The sequence below is a fragment of the Neobacillus niacini genome, from assembly GCF_030817695.1.
Lineage (GTDB): Bacteria > Bacillota > Bacilli > Bacillales > Cytobacillaceae > Neobacillus > Neobacillus niacini_F.
Genome location: NZ_JAUSZQ010000002.1, coordinates 4,266,374 through 4,281,393, shown reverse-complemented (window position 1 = coordinate 4,281,393; position 15,020 = coordinate 4,266,374). Strand labels below are relative to the sequence as shown.

The 15,020-nt window shown below is 37.3% G+C and carries 17 protein-coding genes; 11 read left to right on the top strand and 6 right to left on the bottom strand.

Annotated elements, in window-relative coordinates; genetic code table 11:
- Positions 1 to 2: 2 nt before the first annotated feature.
- Positions 3 to 212, bottom strand: coding sequence for a DNA-dependent RNA polymerase subunit epsilon (locus tag QFZ28_RS21470; RefSeq protein ID WP_307196537.1), 210 nt, complete (start codon positions 210 to 212; stop codon positions 3 to 5).
- Positions 213 to 742: 530 nt separating this feature from the next.
- On the opposite strand from QFZ28_RS21470, the gene QFZ28_RS21465 reads away from it, so the two are divergent.
- A complete protein-coding gene (locus QFZ28_RS21465; RefSeq protein ID WP_307196536.1) occupies positions 743 to 1,513 on the top strand; it encodes a Cof-type HAD-IIB family hydrolase in 771 nt (256 codons plus the stop codon).
- Positions 1,514 to 1,554: 41 nt separating this feature from the next.
- Here QFZ28_RS21465 and def read toward each other — a convergent pair whose 3' ends face one another.
- Entirely contained in the window at positions 1,555 to 2,109 is a 555-nt protein-coding gene (gene def, locus QFZ28_RS21460; RefSeq protein ID WP_307196535.1) for a peptide deformylase, read from the bottom strand.
- A 148-nt stretch (positions 2,110 to 2,257) separates the two neighbouring features.
- On the opposite strand from def, the gene QFZ28_RS21455 reads away from it, so the two are divergent.
- From QFZ28_RS21455 to lpdA, 5 genes are all read left to right on the top strand, one after another.
- Positions 2,258 to 2,923 (top strand): YkyA family protein, encoded by a 666-nt coding sequence (locus QFZ28_RS21455; RefSeq protein WP_307196534.1) that lies wholly within the window; start codon positions 2,258 to 2,260, stop codon positions 2,921 to 2,923.
- A 342-nt stretch (positions 2,924 to 3,265) separates the two neighbouring features.
- Positions 3,266 to 4,381, top strand: coding sequence for a pyruvate dehydrogenase (acetyl-transferring) E1 component subunit alpha (gene pdhA, locus QFZ28_RS21450; protein WP_307196533.1), 1,116 nt, complete (start codon positions 3,266 to 3,268; stop codon positions 4,379 to 4,381).
- Between the two features lie 3 nt (positions 4,382 to 4,384).
- Entirely contained in the window at positions 4,385 to 5,362 is a 978-nt protein-coding gene (locus tag QFZ28_RS21445; protein ID WP_307196532.1) for an alpha-ketoacid dehydrogenase subunit beta, read from the top strand.
- Positions 5,363 to 5,484: 122 nt separating this feature from the next.
- On the top strand, positions 5,485 to 6,831 hold the full coding sequence (locus tag QFZ28_RS21440; RefSeq protein WP_307197089.1) for a dihydrolipoamide acetyltransferase family protein: 1,347 nt from the start codon (positions 5,485 to 5,487) through the stop codon (positions 6,829 to 6,831).
- A gap of 3 nt (positions 6,832 to 6,834) precedes the next feature.
- Positions 6,835 to 8,250 (top strand): dihydrolipoyl dehydrogenase, encoded by a 1,416-nt coding sequence (lpdA, locus tag QFZ28_RS21435; RefSeq protein WP_307196531.1) that lies wholly within the window; start codon positions 6,835 to 6,837, stop codon positions 8,248 to 8,250.
- A 411-nt stretch (positions 8,251 to 8,661) separates the two neighbouring features.
- Here lpdA and QFZ28_RS21430 read toward each other — a convergent pair whose 3' ends face one another.
- A complete protein-coding gene (locus tag QFZ28_RS21430; RefSeq protein WP_307196530.1) occupies positions 8,662 to 9,096 on the bottom strand; it encodes a DUF1885 family protein in 435 nt (144 codons plus the stop codon).
- A gap of 275 nt (positions 9,097 to 9,371) precedes the next feature.
- On the opposite strand from QFZ28_RS21430, the gene QFZ28_RS21425 reads away from it, so the two are divergent.
- Complete coding sequence (locus tag QFZ28_RS21425) at positions 9,372 to 9,494, top strand: GapA-binding peptide SR1P (protein WP_307196529.1); 123 nt, start codon at positions 9,372 to 9,374, stop codon at positions 9,492 to 9,494.
- Positions 9,495 to 9,541: 47 nt separating this feature from the next.
- On the opposite strand, the gene QFZ28_RS21420 is transcribed toward QFZ28_RS21425, so the two are convergent.
- Positions 9,542 to 11,014, bottom strand: coding sequence for an aminotransferase class I/II-fold pyridoxal phosphate-dependent enzyme (locus QFZ28_RS21420; protein WP_307196528.1), 1,473 nt, complete (start codon positions 11,012 to 11,014; stop codon positions 9,542 to 9,544).
- A gap of 201 nt (positions 11,015 to 11,215) precedes the next feature.
- On the opposite strand from QFZ28_RS21420, the gene QFZ28_RS21415 reads away from it, so the two are divergent.
- Together QFZ28_RS21415 and QFZ28_RS21410 are read left to right on the top strand one after the other, a co-directional pair.
- Entirely contained in the window at positions 11,216 to 12,175 is a 960-nt protein-coding gene (locus QFZ28_RS21415; RefSeq protein WP_307196527.1) for an NAD(P)H-dependent flavin oxidoreductase, read from the top strand.
- Between the two features lie 238 nt (positions 12,176 to 12,413).
- Entirely contained in the window at positions 12,414 to 12,686 is a 273-nt protein-coding gene (locus tag QFZ28_RS21410) for a UPF0223 family protein (RefSeq protein WP_307196526.1), read from the top strand.
- Positions 12,687 to 12,721: 35 nt separating this feature from the next.
- Here QFZ28_RS21410 and QFZ28_RS21405 read toward each other — a convergent pair whose 3' ends face one another.
- On the bottom strand, positions 12,722 to 13,354 hold the full coding sequence (locus QFZ28_RS21405; RefSeq protein WP_307196525.1) for a YktB family protein: 633 nt from the start codon (positions 13,352 to 13,354) through the stop codon (positions 12,722 to 12,724).
- 178 nt (positions 13,355 to 13,532) lie between these two features.
- Between QFZ28_RS21405 and QFZ28_RS21400 the strand changes: the two genes are divergently transcribed.
- Both QFZ28_RS21400 and QFZ28_RS21395 read left to right on the top strand, forming a co-directional pair.
- Positions 13,533 to 13,727 carry a hypothetical protein gene (locus tag QFZ28_RS21400; RefSeq protein ID WP_179597428.1) on the top strand — a complete coding sequence of 65 codons (195 nt, stop codon included), beginning with the start codon at positions 13,533 to 13,535 and terminating at the stop codon, positions 13,725 to 13,727.
- A gap of 203 nt (positions 13,728 to 13,930) precedes the next feature.
- Complete coding sequence (locus QFZ28_RS21395) at positions 13,931 to 14,728, top strand: inositol monophosphatase family protein (protein ID WP_307196524.1); 798 nt, start codon at positions 13,931 to 13,933, stop codon at positions 14,726 to 14,728.
- A 65-nt stretch (positions 14,729 to 14,793) separates the two neighbouring features.
- Here QFZ28_RS21395 and QFZ28_RS21390 read toward each other — a convergent pair whose 3' ends face one another.
- A complete protein-coding gene (locus tag QFZ28_RS21390; protein WP_307196523.1) occupies positions 14,794 to 14,979 on the bottom strand; it encodes a YlaF family protein in 186 nt (61 codons plus the stop codon).
- Positions 14,980 to 15,020: the final 41 nt, after the last annotated feature.

Sequence of the window (15,020 nt, the reverse complement as noted above, 5' to 3'; positions counted from 1 at the left end):
TATCAAATCTCCAATACATTATAATCTACATTTTGTTTTTCATATTCTAAAAATGCTCCGCTTACTTCTTGTACAAATTCAACATTGTACCCACGATCTACTATTTTTTTTCGAACATCCCTAACAGATTCTCCTTCAACATAAAGAACCTTTGTGTTCTCTCTGACTGGAACTTCCTTGATGTTTTCTTGAAAATAAACTTTAAATACCATAATAAAATCGCTCCTTAATCGATCATGACTTTTTCTATTATATAAAATAATTACATTTTTTTCATTTAAATTCACTTTTCACCTAAAAAGTAAAGGCTTGGACCTATTAGAAAAAATATGTAAATAAAACACTGATAATCAATTTACAATAAGGAAGGAGCCCTTCGCAAGTTTGAAGGGCTCGAAAAAAGTTGTAGTTAGGCAATTGATTTTTTTCGCAGTAAATCGTTCCACTGTTTTAAGAGCTTCTTTCTTAGCTTCTTTAACATAGTGGATCATCTCCTTACTTCCTATTTTAAACGATCCTTGTCCAATGTAAAGCAAGCCATGATAGTTTATTGTAAATTTTTTTATTTAATCATTTTTATACTAATATTATATGGTATAAACAGGATTTCTTTCATGGATAAATATGGAAGAATTATGAAAGTTTAATAAATTGACATTTATTCCTGTTATCGTTAGTGTTTATAAGAGGAAAATTATAGAAGGGCTTTTCTGTTATAAAAGTAAAGAGGAGTTAGAATTATATGAATAAAATTGTTTTTTTTGATATAGATGGAACTTTGCTCGACCATGAAAAAAAACTTCCTAGCAGTACGAAAAAAGCAATCCAAACATTGAAGGAGAATGGTGTGTTTGTAGCGATTGCAACGGGAAGAGCGCCTTTTATGTTTACAAGTTTGAAAAAAGAACTAGATATTGATTCCTACGTTAGTTTCAATGGGCAGTATGTTGTGTTTGAAAATGAAGCGATTTATAAGAATCCCCTAAACAAAACCGAATTGAAAAGATTTCTACAGGAAACAACTGCTAAAGACCATCCGTTGATTTTTATGAACGAATTAACCATGAAGAGTACTACTCAGTTTCATCCTTATATTGAAACAAGTTTAGGCAGCTTGTTATTTCCACATCCAGAAGAGGACAAAAATTTCTATGTCGACAAAGAGATTTATCAATCCTTACTATTCTGTAAAGAGGGTGAGGAGCAGTTCTATTTTGATCATTTTCCTGAATTTGATTTTATAAGATGGCATCCATATTCAGTCGATGTTTTACCAAAAGGTGGCTCTAAAGCTGAAGGGATAAAACAAATGATTGATAGGTTGGGGTTTGATTTAAAGGATGTTTATGCATTCGGTGACGGCTTAAACGATTTAGAAATGCTTAAAGCTGTTGGAACCGGCGTTGCAATGGGGAATGGCGTTCCCGAGGCTAAGGCACTTGCGAACATTGTGACCACGGATGTTTCGAAAGATGGAATATGGAATGGATTGAAGGAATTAAAACTCATATAAATAGAGAAATGCGCAAGGGCCTAGGAGCACTTGCGCATTTTTTATCTTTCGATAGCAATGGCACCTTCAATTGGTTTGAAGGGATCTTGTTTATTGATATGATCATAAAACATAATTCCATTTAAATGATCAATTTCATGTTGAAAGCAAATCGCTGGAAGACCCTTTAAACGGAGCTTAATCTCTTCGCCTTCAAGGGAAGTTCCTTTTACCGTAATTCGAGCAAACCTTTCTACATATCCTGGAATTTCCTCGTCTACTGAAAGGCAGCCTTCTCCTGAAACCAAATAAGCTTTTTCGACAGAATGACTGACAATTTTGGGATTGTACAATCCATAGCTGTATAAATTACCTCTGTCATCATGAAGATGAACAGCAATCATACGCTTTGAGACATTGATTTGCGGCGCAGCTAAACCGATTCCAGGTCGTAATCCATATTGGGAAGAAATTTCAGGGTTTTGGCTGTTTTTCACATATTCTAAAAGACTTTCAAGTATTGCTTTCTCTTCGTCCGATGGCGGCATTGATACTTCAGTCGCTACTTTTCTTAATGTAGGGTGGCCGTCTCGAATGATATCATCCATCATTAACATGATTCCATTCACTCCTGTATAAAATCTAAAATATTAATATTCATTAGTCTATCAGACAATTCTTAAAAAGTTAATTGTTGTATGAGATATTGTCAAACATATGAAGTATAGATATAGTAAGAATTGTAATCATTAAGGGGGTTGCAAAGTGTCAATAGGCAGAATTAATCGTATTATTTTTTCTGTTTTCGCAATTAGTTGCTTATTAACTGGATGCGTTAGCAAAGAAAAGACAACTGAAAGAATGTATCAAGCCTTAGAAAACGTGGTAGAAGCAGAAAAATTATTTGAGGAGCAGCAAGAGCCCCTTGTAGAGTTAGAAAAGCAAGAAAAGGAAATTTATAATAAAATAATGGCCCTAGGTATGAAGCAGCATGATGAGATTGTTAAGCTTTCTGACGAAGCACTTTCAATCATTAATAAAAGAAGAGAGCATTTACAAAAGGAAATTGACAGTATCAATGCATCAAAAACTGAATTTAAACAGGCAGAAGAAATAAATAATGAAATAAACGACCATGATCAAAAGAAAAAAGCTTCTGAACTATTGGAAATCATGAGGAATAGATATAAAGTACATAGTCAACTGACAAAGGAATATTCAAATGCATTAGATAGTGATAAAGAATTGTATCTCATGTTAAAAAATGAGAGTGTTTCGTACGAAAAGCTAGAAGATCATGTTACCAATTTAAATACTATCTATAAAAAGGTATATGACAAAAATGAAGAATTTAATGAATTAACTGCACAATACAATAAGAAAAAACTAGAATTTTATCGAGAAGCAGGACTTAAACTTGAAAATGCTTAAATAATCGACCGTCGTGGTCGATTTTTTTGTTAACTAAGTGAAATATATTAATATAACAGAATGGATCGGTAGGTGGTACAGAACTTTTAGATTGAGATTAAGTTAATAATATATACATGTTGTAAAATTATTAAAACATAGTATTTGACGAGTGTATTGAGTTGTTGTAAACTCAATATGGAATTAATTATTGTACTATTAACTTCGCAAAAATTTATAGTACAGAACAACAGATAACTAAAGTAAGGTAATCGTTAATGTTGTGTAAGGTTTTTGGGTAATCTAATATGAGTGAATTTATTTTTTTACATTATTGTAATGAGAGAAAGGAAGATGTGACGAATGGCATCTAAAACCCAAAATGCTCAGCTCGATGCTAAGAAAGTACTCGAAGCTGTAGAAAATCAGTTTACAACGCTTCAAATATTAAATGAAGAAGGCGAAGTCGTTAATGAATCAGCAATGCCTGATTTAAGCGATGAACAGCTTCAGGAATTAATGCGCCGTATGGTTTATACTCGTATTCTTGACCAGCGTTCTATTTCTTTAAATCGTCAAGGACGTCTTGGATTCTATGCACCAACTGCAGGGCAGGAAGCTTCTCAGTTAGCTTCTCAGTTCGCTCTTGAAAAAGAAGACTTTATTCTTCCTGGTTATCGTGATGTTCCACCAATTGTATGGCATGGTCTGCCATTATATCAAGCGTTCTTATGGTCCAGAGGTCATTTAGCAGGCGGACAGATTCCTGAAGGAGTTAATGTTGCGATTCCTCAAATTATTATTGGGGCCCAGTACGTTCAAGCTGCAGGTGTTGCCTTAGGATTGAAAAAACGTGGAGTTAAAGCTGTTGCTCTTACATATACAGGTGATGGCGGAACATCTCAAGGTGACTTCTATGAAGGAATGAACTTTGCGGGTGCATACAATGCTCCAGCAATCTTTATTGCTCAAAATAACCGCTTTGCAATATCAACTCCTGTTGAAAAACAAACTGCAGCAAAAACACTTGCTCAAAAAGCTGTTGCTGCAGGTATAGCTGGTATCCAAGTCGATGGTATGGACCCATTAGCAGTTTATGCTGCAGTTCGTGATGCACGTGAGCGTGCGATTAACGGAGAAGGACCTACATTTATTGAAACGTTAACATACCGATATGGTCCACACACAATGGCCGGTGATGATCCAACACGTTATCGTACTGCTGAATTAGATAATGAATGGGAAAAGAAAGACCCGCTAGTTCGTTTCCGTAAATTCCTTGAAAAGAAAGGCCTATGGAGTGAGGAAAAAGAAAATGAAGTAATCGAACAAGCAAAAGAAGAAATTAAAGACGCGCTTAAAAAAGCAGATGCTGCTCCTAAGCAAAAGGTAACGGACCTAATCAATATTACGTATACGGACTTACCTCAAAACTTAAAAGAGCAATATGAAATTTATTCAGCAAAGGAGTCGAAGTAAGTCATGGCTCAAATGACAATGATTCAAGCAATTACAGATGCAATGCGTGTGGAATTAAAAAATGACCCGAATGTATTAGTTTTTGGTGAAGATGTAGGCTTAAACGGCGGTGTTTTCCGTGCAACAGAAGGATTACAAAGCGAATTCGGCGAGGATCGTGTATTTGATACACCATTAGCTGAATCAGGTATCGGCGGTTTAGCTGTTGGTCTAGCTCTACAAGGCTTCCGACCTGTTCCAGAAATCCAATTCTTTGGCTTTGTATATGAAGTTATGGATTCCATTTCTGGACAAGCTGCTCGCCTTCGTTTCCGTACAGGCGGAAAATTCAGTGCTCCAATCACATTCCGTTCACCATTCGGAGGTGGCGTACATACACCAGATATGCACGCTGACAGTTTAGAAGGATTAATGGCACAGCAACCAGGGCTAAAAGTAGTTATCCCATCAACACCATACGATGCGAAAGGCCTTCTTATCTCATCTATTCGTGATAATGACCCAGTTATTTTCCTTGAGCATATGAAATTATACCGTTCTTTCCGTCAAGAAGTCCCTGAAGGTGAATATACTATTCCTCTTGGTAAGGCAGATGTGAAACGTGAAGGTACGGATATTTCCATCATTACTTATGGTGCGATGGTTCATGAGTCACTAAAAGCTGCTGAAGAGCTGGCGAAGGAAGGATTCTCTGCTGAAGTTATCGATCTACGTACGGTTAGTCCGATTGATATCGAAACTATTATTGCTTCTGTTGAAAAAACAGGCCGTGCAATTGTAGTTCAAGAAGCACAAAAACAAGCTGGTGTAGGTGCACATGTTGTGGCTGAAATTAACGACCGTGCTATTTTAAGTTTAGAAGCACCTGTCTTGCGTGTAGCAGCACCAGATACGATTTACCCATTCCCACAGGCAGAAGCTGTTTGGCTTCCAAACTATAAAGACGTAATCGAAACAGCGAAAAAAGTATTAACATTCTAATATAAGTTGGGGAATAGTAATACTGTTTCCCACTTATTTCTAATTATTGACCGGCAGAAATATATGCAAAAATAGGAGGATGAATCCCAGTGAGCGCAACCGCAACCACATTCCAATTTAAAATGCCTGACATTGGTGAAGGTATACATGAAGGCGAGATTGTTAAATGGTTCATAAAGCCAGGTGATAAAGTCCAGGAAGACGATGTACTTTGCGAAATACAAAATGATAAAGCAGTAGTGGAGATTCCTTCACCTGTTGAAGGTACTGTGCTTGAAGTTTTAGTAGCTGAAGGAACTGTTGCGACAGTTGGACAGGTGTTAGTAACATTTGACGCACCTGGTTACGAAAACCTTCAATTCAAAGGTGACGACCATGCTGAAGAAGCTCCAAAACAAGAAGCACCAGCCGCACCTACACCAGCTACTGCAGCAGTTCCTGAGGGACAAACAACACCGCCGCCTGCACCACCTGCATACGGTATTGGAGTAACACACCCACAAGGCCAAGGACAAGCGGAAGTAGATCCTAACCGCAAAATCATAGCAATGCCATCTGTTCGTAAATATGCTCGTGATAAAGGTGTAGAAATTACACAAGTTCCTGGCTCTGGTAAAAATGGCCGTATTGTTAAAAGTGATATTGATGTGTTCCTAAGCGGTGGTGCAGCTGTTACGGCACCACAAGCGACAGAAACTCCAGCACCAGTTGCTGCGGAAGGTGAGGCACCACAGGCACCAAAAGCTGCTCCAATTCCACAAGGTGAATATCCTGAAACTCGTGAAAAAATGAGCGGTATTCGTAAAGCAATTGCTAAAGCGATGGTAAATTCAAAGCATACAGCACCACATGTAACGCTTATGGATGAAGTCGATGTAACGAAACTTGTTGCACATCGTAAAAAATTCAAAGAGGTTGCTGCGGCAAAAGGAATTAAGCTTACGTTCTTACCTTACATCGTAAAAGCATTAACGAGTGCTTTACGTGAATTCCCTGCGTTAAATACATCACTTGATGACGCAACAAGTGAAATTATCCATAAGCATTACTATAATATAGGAATTGCTGCTGATACAGAAAAAGGTTTATTGGTACCAGTTGTTAAAGATGCTGATCGCAAATCAGTATTCTCAATTTCAAATGAAATCAATGAATTAGCTGGTAAAGCGCGTGATGGAAAGCTTGCTCCTAATGAAATGAAGGGTGCATCTTGCACGATTTCAAATATTGGTTCTGCTGGCGGGCAATGGTTTACACCTGTCATTAATCATCCTGAAGTAGCAATTCTTGGTGTAGGCAGAATTGCAGAAAAACCAATCGTACGCGATGGTGAAATTGTAGCAGCTCCAGTATTAGCATTATCATTAAGCTTTGACCACAGAATGATTGATGGGGCAACAGCTCAAAATGCGTTAAATCATATTAAGAGATTATTGAACGATCCAGAACTATTGTTAATGGAGGCGTAACAAATGGTAGTAGGAGATTTTGCAATTGATACTGATACTATAGTTATAGGTGCTGGTCCTGGCGGTTACGTGGCTGCTATTCGTGCAGCCCAGTTAGGTCAAAAGGTAACGATAGTAGAAAAAGAATATATTGGCGGCGTTTGTTTAAACGTTGGTTGTATTCCCTCTAAAGCGGTAATTGCTGCTGGACACCGTTACGAAGTGGCAAAACACTCTGAGTCATTCGGGATTACTGCAGAAAATGTAAAGGTTGATTTTTCAAAGGTTCAAGAATGGAAAGCTGGAATCGTGAAAAAGTTAACTGGTGGTGTTGAGGGGCTATTAAAAGGGAATAAGGTAGAAATCGTCCGTGGTGAGGCATATTTTGTGGACGGAAATTCATTACGAGTGATTGGTGAAAATTCTGCACAAACATACAACTTCAAGAATGCGATTATTGCATCAGGTTCTCGGCCAATTGAGCTGCCAACTTTTAAATACTCAAAACGAGTACTTAATTCAACAGGTGCGCTTAATTTACAAGAACTTCCTGAAAAAATTGTAGTTATCGGCGGCGGTGTCATCGGAATCGAACTTGGAGGTGCCTATGCGAACTTCGGTACTCAAGTAACCATTCTAGAAGGAGCAGACGAGATATTAGGTCTTGGTGTGTTTGAGAAGCAAATGGCTGCCCTTGTTAAGAAAACCATGAAGAAAAAAGGTGCTGAATTCTATACAAAGGCTATGGCTAAAGGTGTAGAAGAAACTGAAAATGGTGTAGTTGTAACCTTTGAAGTTAAAGGCGAAGAAAAGAAGATTGAAGCAGATTATGTATTTGTAATGGTTGGACGCCGGCCAAACACAGATGAAATGGGTCTTGAACAAGTCGGTGTGAAGCTTACAGATCGTGGACTCATTGAGATTGATAATCAGTGCCGTACAAGCGTTTCTAACATTTATGCGATTGGTGATGTGGTAGCGGGTCCTCAATTAGCACATAAGGCATCTTACGAAGGTAAAATTGCAGCTGAAGCCATTGGAGGGCATAATGCTGTAATTGACTACTTAGCTATTCCGGCTGTTGTATTCTCAGATCCAGAACTAGCTAGCGTCGGTTATACTGAAGAACAAGCAAAACAAGAAGGAATTGATGTTACTTCAGCGAAATTCCCATTTGCAGCAAATGGTCGTGCTCTATCTCTAGACAGCGCAGATGGCTTTGTGAAATTAGTTTCACGTAAAGAAGATGGTGTGTTGATCGGTGCACAAATTGCTGGTGCAAGCGCGTCTGATATGATTGCTGAACTAGGGTTGGCAATTGAAGCAGGTATGACAGTCGAAGATTTAGCTTTGACTATCCATGCTCATCCAACATTAGGTGAAATCACGATGGAAGCTGCTGAGGTAGCACTTGGTACACCAATTCATGTTTTAAAATAGACCATAAGAAAGTCCTTTCCGGTAATATGGAAAGGACTTTCATTTTTTTATGGAAAAATAAATATATTAGCGTATCAATCATATATTTAAAACACTACCATCTTTATTTAGAAAAAGATCTTAAGTGGTGATAAAATAATGAGGATTTATGTGATTATGATATTGCAATTAATGATTTGGAGTGGTTTTACGCTAATCGAATGGCTTTCTAAGCATGACCAACTATTATACAAGGTTATTATGTTTTTTGTATTCTTTTACCTAGCTTTTGCACTTTGCAATAGAGTGACACAATCAACTGCCAAAACCCTTTTTATAACGTCTCTGAGTCTCATGATTTATTCTTCGATTCATTATACACTTGCACTACTTACTCATTAAAAAAACTCCCACAGATGGGAGTGAGTGCGCTTACTTTCTCGGATAATAATACATGATTCGTTCGTTAAAAAGGTGTAATTCTCCTTTTAGTTTCTTTGCCAGGAACTTACAAAATTCATTTGCTTTGCCTTTATCACCGAAAGTTGACTGTTCCGGAAGAGTGACTTGTATGTAGGTTTGGATTCTTTCCGTACCGTCTTCATCGCGAACGATTTCTTTGTCGACACCAATTAAGATTGCGTAATAACGTTCGTTCGTTGATTGCAAATAAAACCATTTCCCTTTACCTTCACTTTTTTCTTTCATTTCATAAGGAAAGGCAGATTCGCCATATTCCCAATCAACTTGATTCCCTGTTCTACTGGTAATATCTTTATAATAATTTAAGAGTTCTTTTACTTCTTCTACCGTAATTGTTTGTTGTGCAGATGAAGGCACTAGTTTAATAAATGCGTTTTCAGCCATCATCATCCCCCCCTAGTCCCATTGATATCTCTTTTATTCTAGCATTGTAAAAACCTAGATGACAACAGTTAGGGAGATAAATGTCTCTTTTGTTACTTAATTTGAAAATGGAAAATAAAAAGGCTAATTAGTGGGCCTATTCGTGAGAAAAATAATTAAATGTGATATACAATTTAGGCTTGATAAATCTAATGTGTTATATTATTATTAAATTAACAACATAAAGCGTTTTCAATGTAATGTATAATTAATAATGAAAAGGGGATTGAAAAAAGATGGGTACAATCATTTGCCAGGCTTGCGACTCAACAATTGATCATTTCGAAGATGAAAAAGTAACAGTTCTCTATTCTAGATGTAATTGTTGCGATGATCACCATTCAGAAGAAGAACTATAAAAGCTTACTTAAATAAAAACAGGATTCCTCAATGGAATCCTGTATTTTTATTTGATAGCCTTATACTCTTTGATAACTCTAATGGTTTTTATTTCCTCGTCTTCAGGACCCTGAACAGGCAAACCAGCTTCAAGGTTTTCACGAATATAATGTAAATTTTCTTTTGTGATAATTTCGCCGGGAATGAAAATTGGAATTCCTGGTGGATAGACCATAATAAATTCGGCAATAATTCTTCCCTCTGACTCCTCGAAAGGAATAACCTCTGTATCGGCATAAAAGGCATCTCTTGGAGTTAACGCAAGTACAGGAATGTCCGGAAGAAGAACCGGCATTGGTTCAAGCTTTTCCTTCCTATGTTCTCGTTCTTCCGCAAGCTCTTTTAATGCTTTTACTAAAATATCGGCTTCATAATCTGTGTCGCCAAGTGTTACGATACAAAGAATATTGTATAGGTCAGACATTTCAACTTCAAGATTATGTCTTTCTCTTAACCACATTTCAACTTCATACCCAGTTAAGCCTAATTCTTTTACTGAGATAATCAATTTTGTCGGATCATAATCAAATGTCGCCTTTGACCCTAAGATTTCTTCCCCAATACAATGTAAATGATCAATTTCATTAATTCTTGTTCGAATTGATTGGGCAAGACTGATTGTTTTATCAATTAACTCTTTCCCTTTCGTTGCCAATTGTTTACGGGCTACGTCAAGGGAAGCGAGTAATAAATAAGATGTTGAGGTGGTTGTCAGCATACTAAGTATAGCTTGAACATGCTTAGCAGAAACAAGACCCTCTTTTACATTTAGAATAGAGCTTTGTGTCATCGAACCGCCCAGTTTATGAACGCTTGTTGCAGCCATATCAGCACCCGCCTGCATAGCCGAAAGAGGCAGTTCATCGTGAAAATGAATATGAACCCCATGTGCTTCATCAACAAGAACGGGAACGTTATGAGAATGAGCAATTTCAACAATTTTTTTTAAATCTGCGGAAATCCCAAAATAAGTTGGATTAATAACCAAGACAGCTTTTGCATCTGGATGTTGTTTCAGTGCTTTTTCAACTGAATCAGTTGTAATACCATGGGATATTCCTAAATCCTCATCAATTTCCGGATGTATAAACACAGGAATCGCACCCGAGAAGACAATGGCTGACATAACAGACTTATGCACATTTCTAGGCACAATGATTTTATCCTCTGGTCCACAAACCGCCATAATCATAGCAATAATGGCACCGCTCGTTCCTTGAACTGAAAAAAAAGTTCTATCTGCACCAAATGCTTCAGCAGCCAAATCTTGTGCTTGTTTAATCATTCCTTTTGGCTGATGGAGATCATCGAGTGGACCAATATTAATTAGGTCTATTGATAAGGCATTATCACCAATGAAATTTCGAAAATCAGGATCAATACCAACACCCTTTTTATGACCAGGGATATGAAATTGGACCGGATTCTTCTTTGCATGTTCTAATAAACCGCTAAATAACGGTGTTTGGTTTTGAGACAATTTATTTCCACACCTCTTTATATACAGAATGCGTTTAATATCAATACAAAACAAATGAATTATAGCACTAATAGCATTGCTTGCATAGAATTTTGTGTCGTAAATAAACACTTTTTCACGTGTTACATTAGTTTCTCAATAAAACAGGAAAATTAACCTTTAAAGGAGAATATGAAGGTAACATACTTAGGAGGGGTTACGGTGAATTGGCAAACGCGCGTTACTGATATACTTAAGATCAAATATCCTGTTATACAGGGAGGTTTAGCATACTTAGCTTATTCTGAGCTAGCTGCAGCTGTTTCGAATGCAGGGGGACTTGGGCAAATTACAGCAATGTCGCTTGAGAGTCCAGCTAAACTTCGGGAAGAAATCAGAAAAGTAAAAGAATTAACGAATAAACCATTCGGAGTTAATTACGCTATTGGTCAGCACGGTAGACCTTTCGAAGAAATGCTTCAAGTAGCTATAGATGAGGACGTCCCTGTGGTCTCTATGACTGGTGGTAATCCTGCTCCGATATTTGAACAGTTAAAAGGAACACCAATAAAAAAATTAGTGCTTGTAGCGGCTAGAAGGCAGGCAGTAAAGGCTGAAGAATTAGGTGCCGATGCGGTAATGGTAGTGGGGCAGGAAGGCGGCGGCCATCTAGGCAGGGATGATATCGGTACAATCGTATTAATTCCTCAAGTGGTGGATGCAGTTTCTATACCAGTAATCGCCTCTGGCGGTATTGGTGATGGCAGAGGACTAATGGCAGCTCTTAGCTTGGGAGCAGAAGGAATTGAAATGGGTACACGTTTTATTGCGACCAAGGAATGTGTTCATGCCAATGAACTTTATAAGAAAAGACTAATAGAAGGCTCTGAAGCGAATACGGTTGTAATTAAACGAACTCTTGGAGCGCCAGCGCGAGCAATTTCAAATACATGGACAAATAAAATACTCGAAATAGAGAAAGAATATGGCAATTACGAACAGTTGAAGAATTATATTAGCGGCCAGGCAAACAAACGATATATTTATGATGGAGCAGAAGAAGAAGGGTTTGCATGGGCAGGACAGGTAATGGGACTCATCAAAGACATCCCAGCCGTTACAGAATTATTTAATCGAATAATAACCGACGCAGAACAAATTCGTGAAAAATGGGCAAAATAAAGGTATTATACATAAATGGTAGGCTGTGTTAAAGTTTATTAGTGCTTTTAGAACTCTGTTGATTTGTGTGGAAGGCACGAAGACTCCTGCGGGAGGACGGGGCAGGGGAGACCCCGCAGGCGCTTAAGCGCCGAGGAGGCTCCCCGGACCGCCCGCGGAAAGCGAAGTGCCTGGAGCGCAAATCAACAGTCTAATTTAACACAGCCCTATAGAACTATAGTAAGCAGGTGAAAACAATATGGAATACCAATACCCCATTGATTACCATTGGACAACAGATGAAATTGTTGACGTAATAAAATTTTACGAAGCAATAGAAAGAGCATACGAAAAAGGAATTGACCGTGATGAGTTGATGGCGATATATCGACGATTCAAAGAAATCGTCCCTAGTAAAGCAGAAGAAAAGACACTTTGTGGTGAATTTGAGGACATTAGCAGCTATTCTGCCTATAGAACGATAAAAAAAGCCAAAAGTGCCTCACCGGGAGAAAGAATATCAATGAAATAAACAAAGAAAAACTCCGAACCAAGTTCAGGAGTTTTTTATTTAATATTAAGAGCTATCTTATATAAAGGTGCTACTTTATTAAAGACTTGTTCCACTTGCTGTAGGAAGTCTTCGGTGCTTAAATTCACAACATCATCTCGTTTAATCTCATACCCGCATAAGATTTCTGCCTTTTTGATATTTTCAAGCCGATCAAACATGCCTTTTAAATCCTCTTTTGACAGTTCTCCATGTAGTACTGATTCAGGTTTTGTATGGTCTAAAGACCAAACAAAATCTTTAGGTATCTCTTTATAAATTTTGTTTATTTTTTTTGTGAATCTGGCAGCAAACTCTTGTTTATGAGGTGCTTCATAAATAACAGCAAACCAAATAAATAAATGGGTATTCCACAAACCTATTTGAAAATGTGGAAGCATTTTGTAACCCCGGGGATTATCGGCAAAGGCAACCCATGTATCTTTGGGAGGATTTATCGTACGTCTTGCGTGTTTGGCTACATGGACATGCATTTCATCCCCAGTCAATGTGGTTAAGGTTGGTGCAAAATGATGTCCAAGACTTTCTAGTTTTGGACGAATCCGTTCCTTTAATGCTTCCATTCTAGCCTCTAATCCATCTATTTGAAAAACATCGAAATCTTCATTATTAAAACCTTTAAAGTCCATTTGCTAAACCTCCATGTGAAGACATTTGTCATTTATTGTAGCATACTAGCGAAAATTCTTGAAACTAACTGCTTATATGGGTTAACGCACATATTTGTTGCAACCTTACATGGTGGCTCATATTATATTACTAAAAATAGTCTGAAAAATTAAATAACAATCGAAAGGAGAAAACTAAATGAAACAATTGATGAATACTTCACTAAAAAAGGTTGGAGAGAAAGAAAGATTAGCCTATTTACGCTTAGAAATGGATTATGAGCTGGCAACATTATTTGAAGCGATTGAAGAAAAAAATGAAAAAAAGATGAAGGAATGTAAACAGAAGTTAGAAAAGATCCGCCAAGAGTTAGTAAAACTAAAAGCTCTTTGATAATTTGTTTTCAAAGGGGATACCATTTAGAATGAAAATAAAGAATTTCATATTCATATTATAAAACGAACTCTGTGTAGGGAAGTAGAGAGTTCGTTTATTGTTTTGTACATAAAAATAAAGGTGTTAAAAGTTGAAGGCTTACATAAATTTGATTAAGCTAATGATATGTTACATATAGGATTGAAAAATGGAGGGATAAAATGGACTGGGAGTACATTGATCTTCAGGCTAAGCAATGGGTAATGGAAGCTGGTGATAAAATTAGGGATTCTTTTACTGAAACGTTAAATATCCAAACCAAATCAAATCCTAATGATTTAGTAACTAATATAGATAAAGAAATTGAACAATTCTTTATTCATAAAATCAGAAAAACGTTCCCAAACCATAGAATTTTGGGTGAAGAAGGGCTTGGGGATGAAGTAAATAATCTTGATTGCGTTGTATGGATTATCGACCCGATTGATGGGACGATGAATTTTATTCATCAACAGCGAAATTTTGCTATATCCTTAGGTGTGTATGAAAATGGAGTGGGCAAAATTGGGATAATTTATGATGTAGCACACAGTGAATTATATCATGCTATTTCTGGTAAAGGTGCATTTATGAACGATACTCAGCTGCCTCCTCTTAACAAAGTGACAGTAAAAGAATCGATTATCGCTTTAAATGCAACCTGGGTAATGGAAAATCATCGTATTGACCATAACTTGCTTATACCACTGGTTAGAGAAGCAAGAGGGACGAGATCTTACGGTACAGCTGCTCTTGAAATGGTGTTTGTGGCAACAGGGAGAGTGGATGCCTATATTTCAATGAGGTTGTCACCTTGGGATGTTGCTGCTGGTTCAGTTATTATTGAGGAATTAGGCGGTGTTGTCACCAATTTAAGAGGACATAAGTTGGATTTTCTTTCAAAAGACTCATTGCTCGTTGCCAAACCAGGTTTACACCAAACTATCATTAACGATTATCTAAAAGAAGGTAAATGGTAAAAAAGAAGCCTGCGCAGGCTTCTTTTTTGTCTAGCTGCAGCGCCTAGGCGCTGCAGCTTTTCTTTTTATAAATCTCCATTTGCTCTATATTTTGCTTTTGTTTTAAATCCGAAGCCCATTATAAGAACGAGTGCAAGGATACTGCCAATTACCCCTAATATACTTTCTTCCCCAATTGCCACTCCTATTCCCATAATACTTGCAGCTGCCAGTACTGCAAAAACGACAAAAATCCATTTAATTTGCTTCATTTTGCTAGTCCCCTTTGTCATATGAAAAATAAAATTATTAA

What these genes read in the sequence shown, in the direction of transcription:
- lpdA (WP_307196531.1), top strand. Translation starts at nt 6,835, where the DNA reads ATGGTAGTAGGAGATTTTGCAATTGATACTGATACTATAGTTATAGGT.
- QFZ28_RS21430 (WP_307196530.1), bottom strand. Translation starts at nt 9,096, where the DNA reads ATGGCTGAAAACGCATTTATTAAACTAGTGCCTTCATCTGCACAACAA.
- QFZ28_RS21465 (WP_307196536.1), top strand. Translation starts at nt 743, where the DNA reads ATGAATAAAATTGTTTTTTTTGATATAGATGGAACTTTGCTCGACCAT.
- def (WP_307196535.1), bottom strand. Translation starts at nt 2,109, where the DNA reads ATGTTAATGATGGATGATATCATTCGAGACGGCCACCCTACATTAAGA.
- QFZ28_RS21395 (WP_307196524.1), top strand. Translation starts at nt 13,931, where the DNA reads ATGGACTGGGAGTACATTGATCTTCAGGCTAAGCAATGGGTAATGGAA.
- QFZ28_RS21445 (WP_307196532.1), top strand. Translation starts at nt 4,385, where the DNA reads ATGGCTCAAATGACAATGATTCAAGCAATTACAGATGCAATGCGTGTG.
- QFZ28_RS21440 (WP_307197089.1), top strand. Translation starts at nt 5,485, where the DNA reads ATGCCTGACATTGGTGAAGGTATACATGAAGGCGAGATTGTTAAATGG.
- QFZ28_RS21400 (WP_179597428.1), top strand. Translation starts at nt 13,533, where the DNA reads ATGAAACAATTGATGAATACTTCACTAAAAAAGGTTGGAGAGAAAGAA.
- QFZ28_RS21425 (WP_307196529.1), top strand. Translation starts at nt 9,372, where the DNA reads ATGGGTACAATCATTTGCCAGGCTTGCGACTCAACAATTGATCATTTC.
- QFZ28_RS21470 (WP_307196537.1), bottom strand. Translation starts at nt 212, where the DNA reads ATGGTATTTAAAGTTTATTTTCAAGAAAACATCAAGGAAGTTCCAGTC.
- QFZ28_RS21390 (WP_307196523.1), bottom strand. Translation starts at nt 14,979, where the DNA reads ATGAAGCAAATTAAATGGATTTTTGTCGTTTTTGCAGTACTGGCAGCT.
- QFZ28_RS21405 (WP_307196525.1), bottom strand. Translation starts at nt 13,354, where the DNA reads ATGGACTTTAAAGGTTTTAATAATGAAGATTTCGATGTTTTTCAAATA.
- QFZ28_RS21410 (WP_307196526.1), top strand. Translation starts at nt 12,414, where the DNA reads ATGGAATACCAATACCCCATTGATTACCATTGGACAACAGATGAAATT.
- pdhA (WP_307196533.1), top strand. Translation starts at nt 3,266, where the DNA reads ATGGCATCTAAAACCCAAAATGCTCAGCTCGATGCTAAGAAAGTACTC.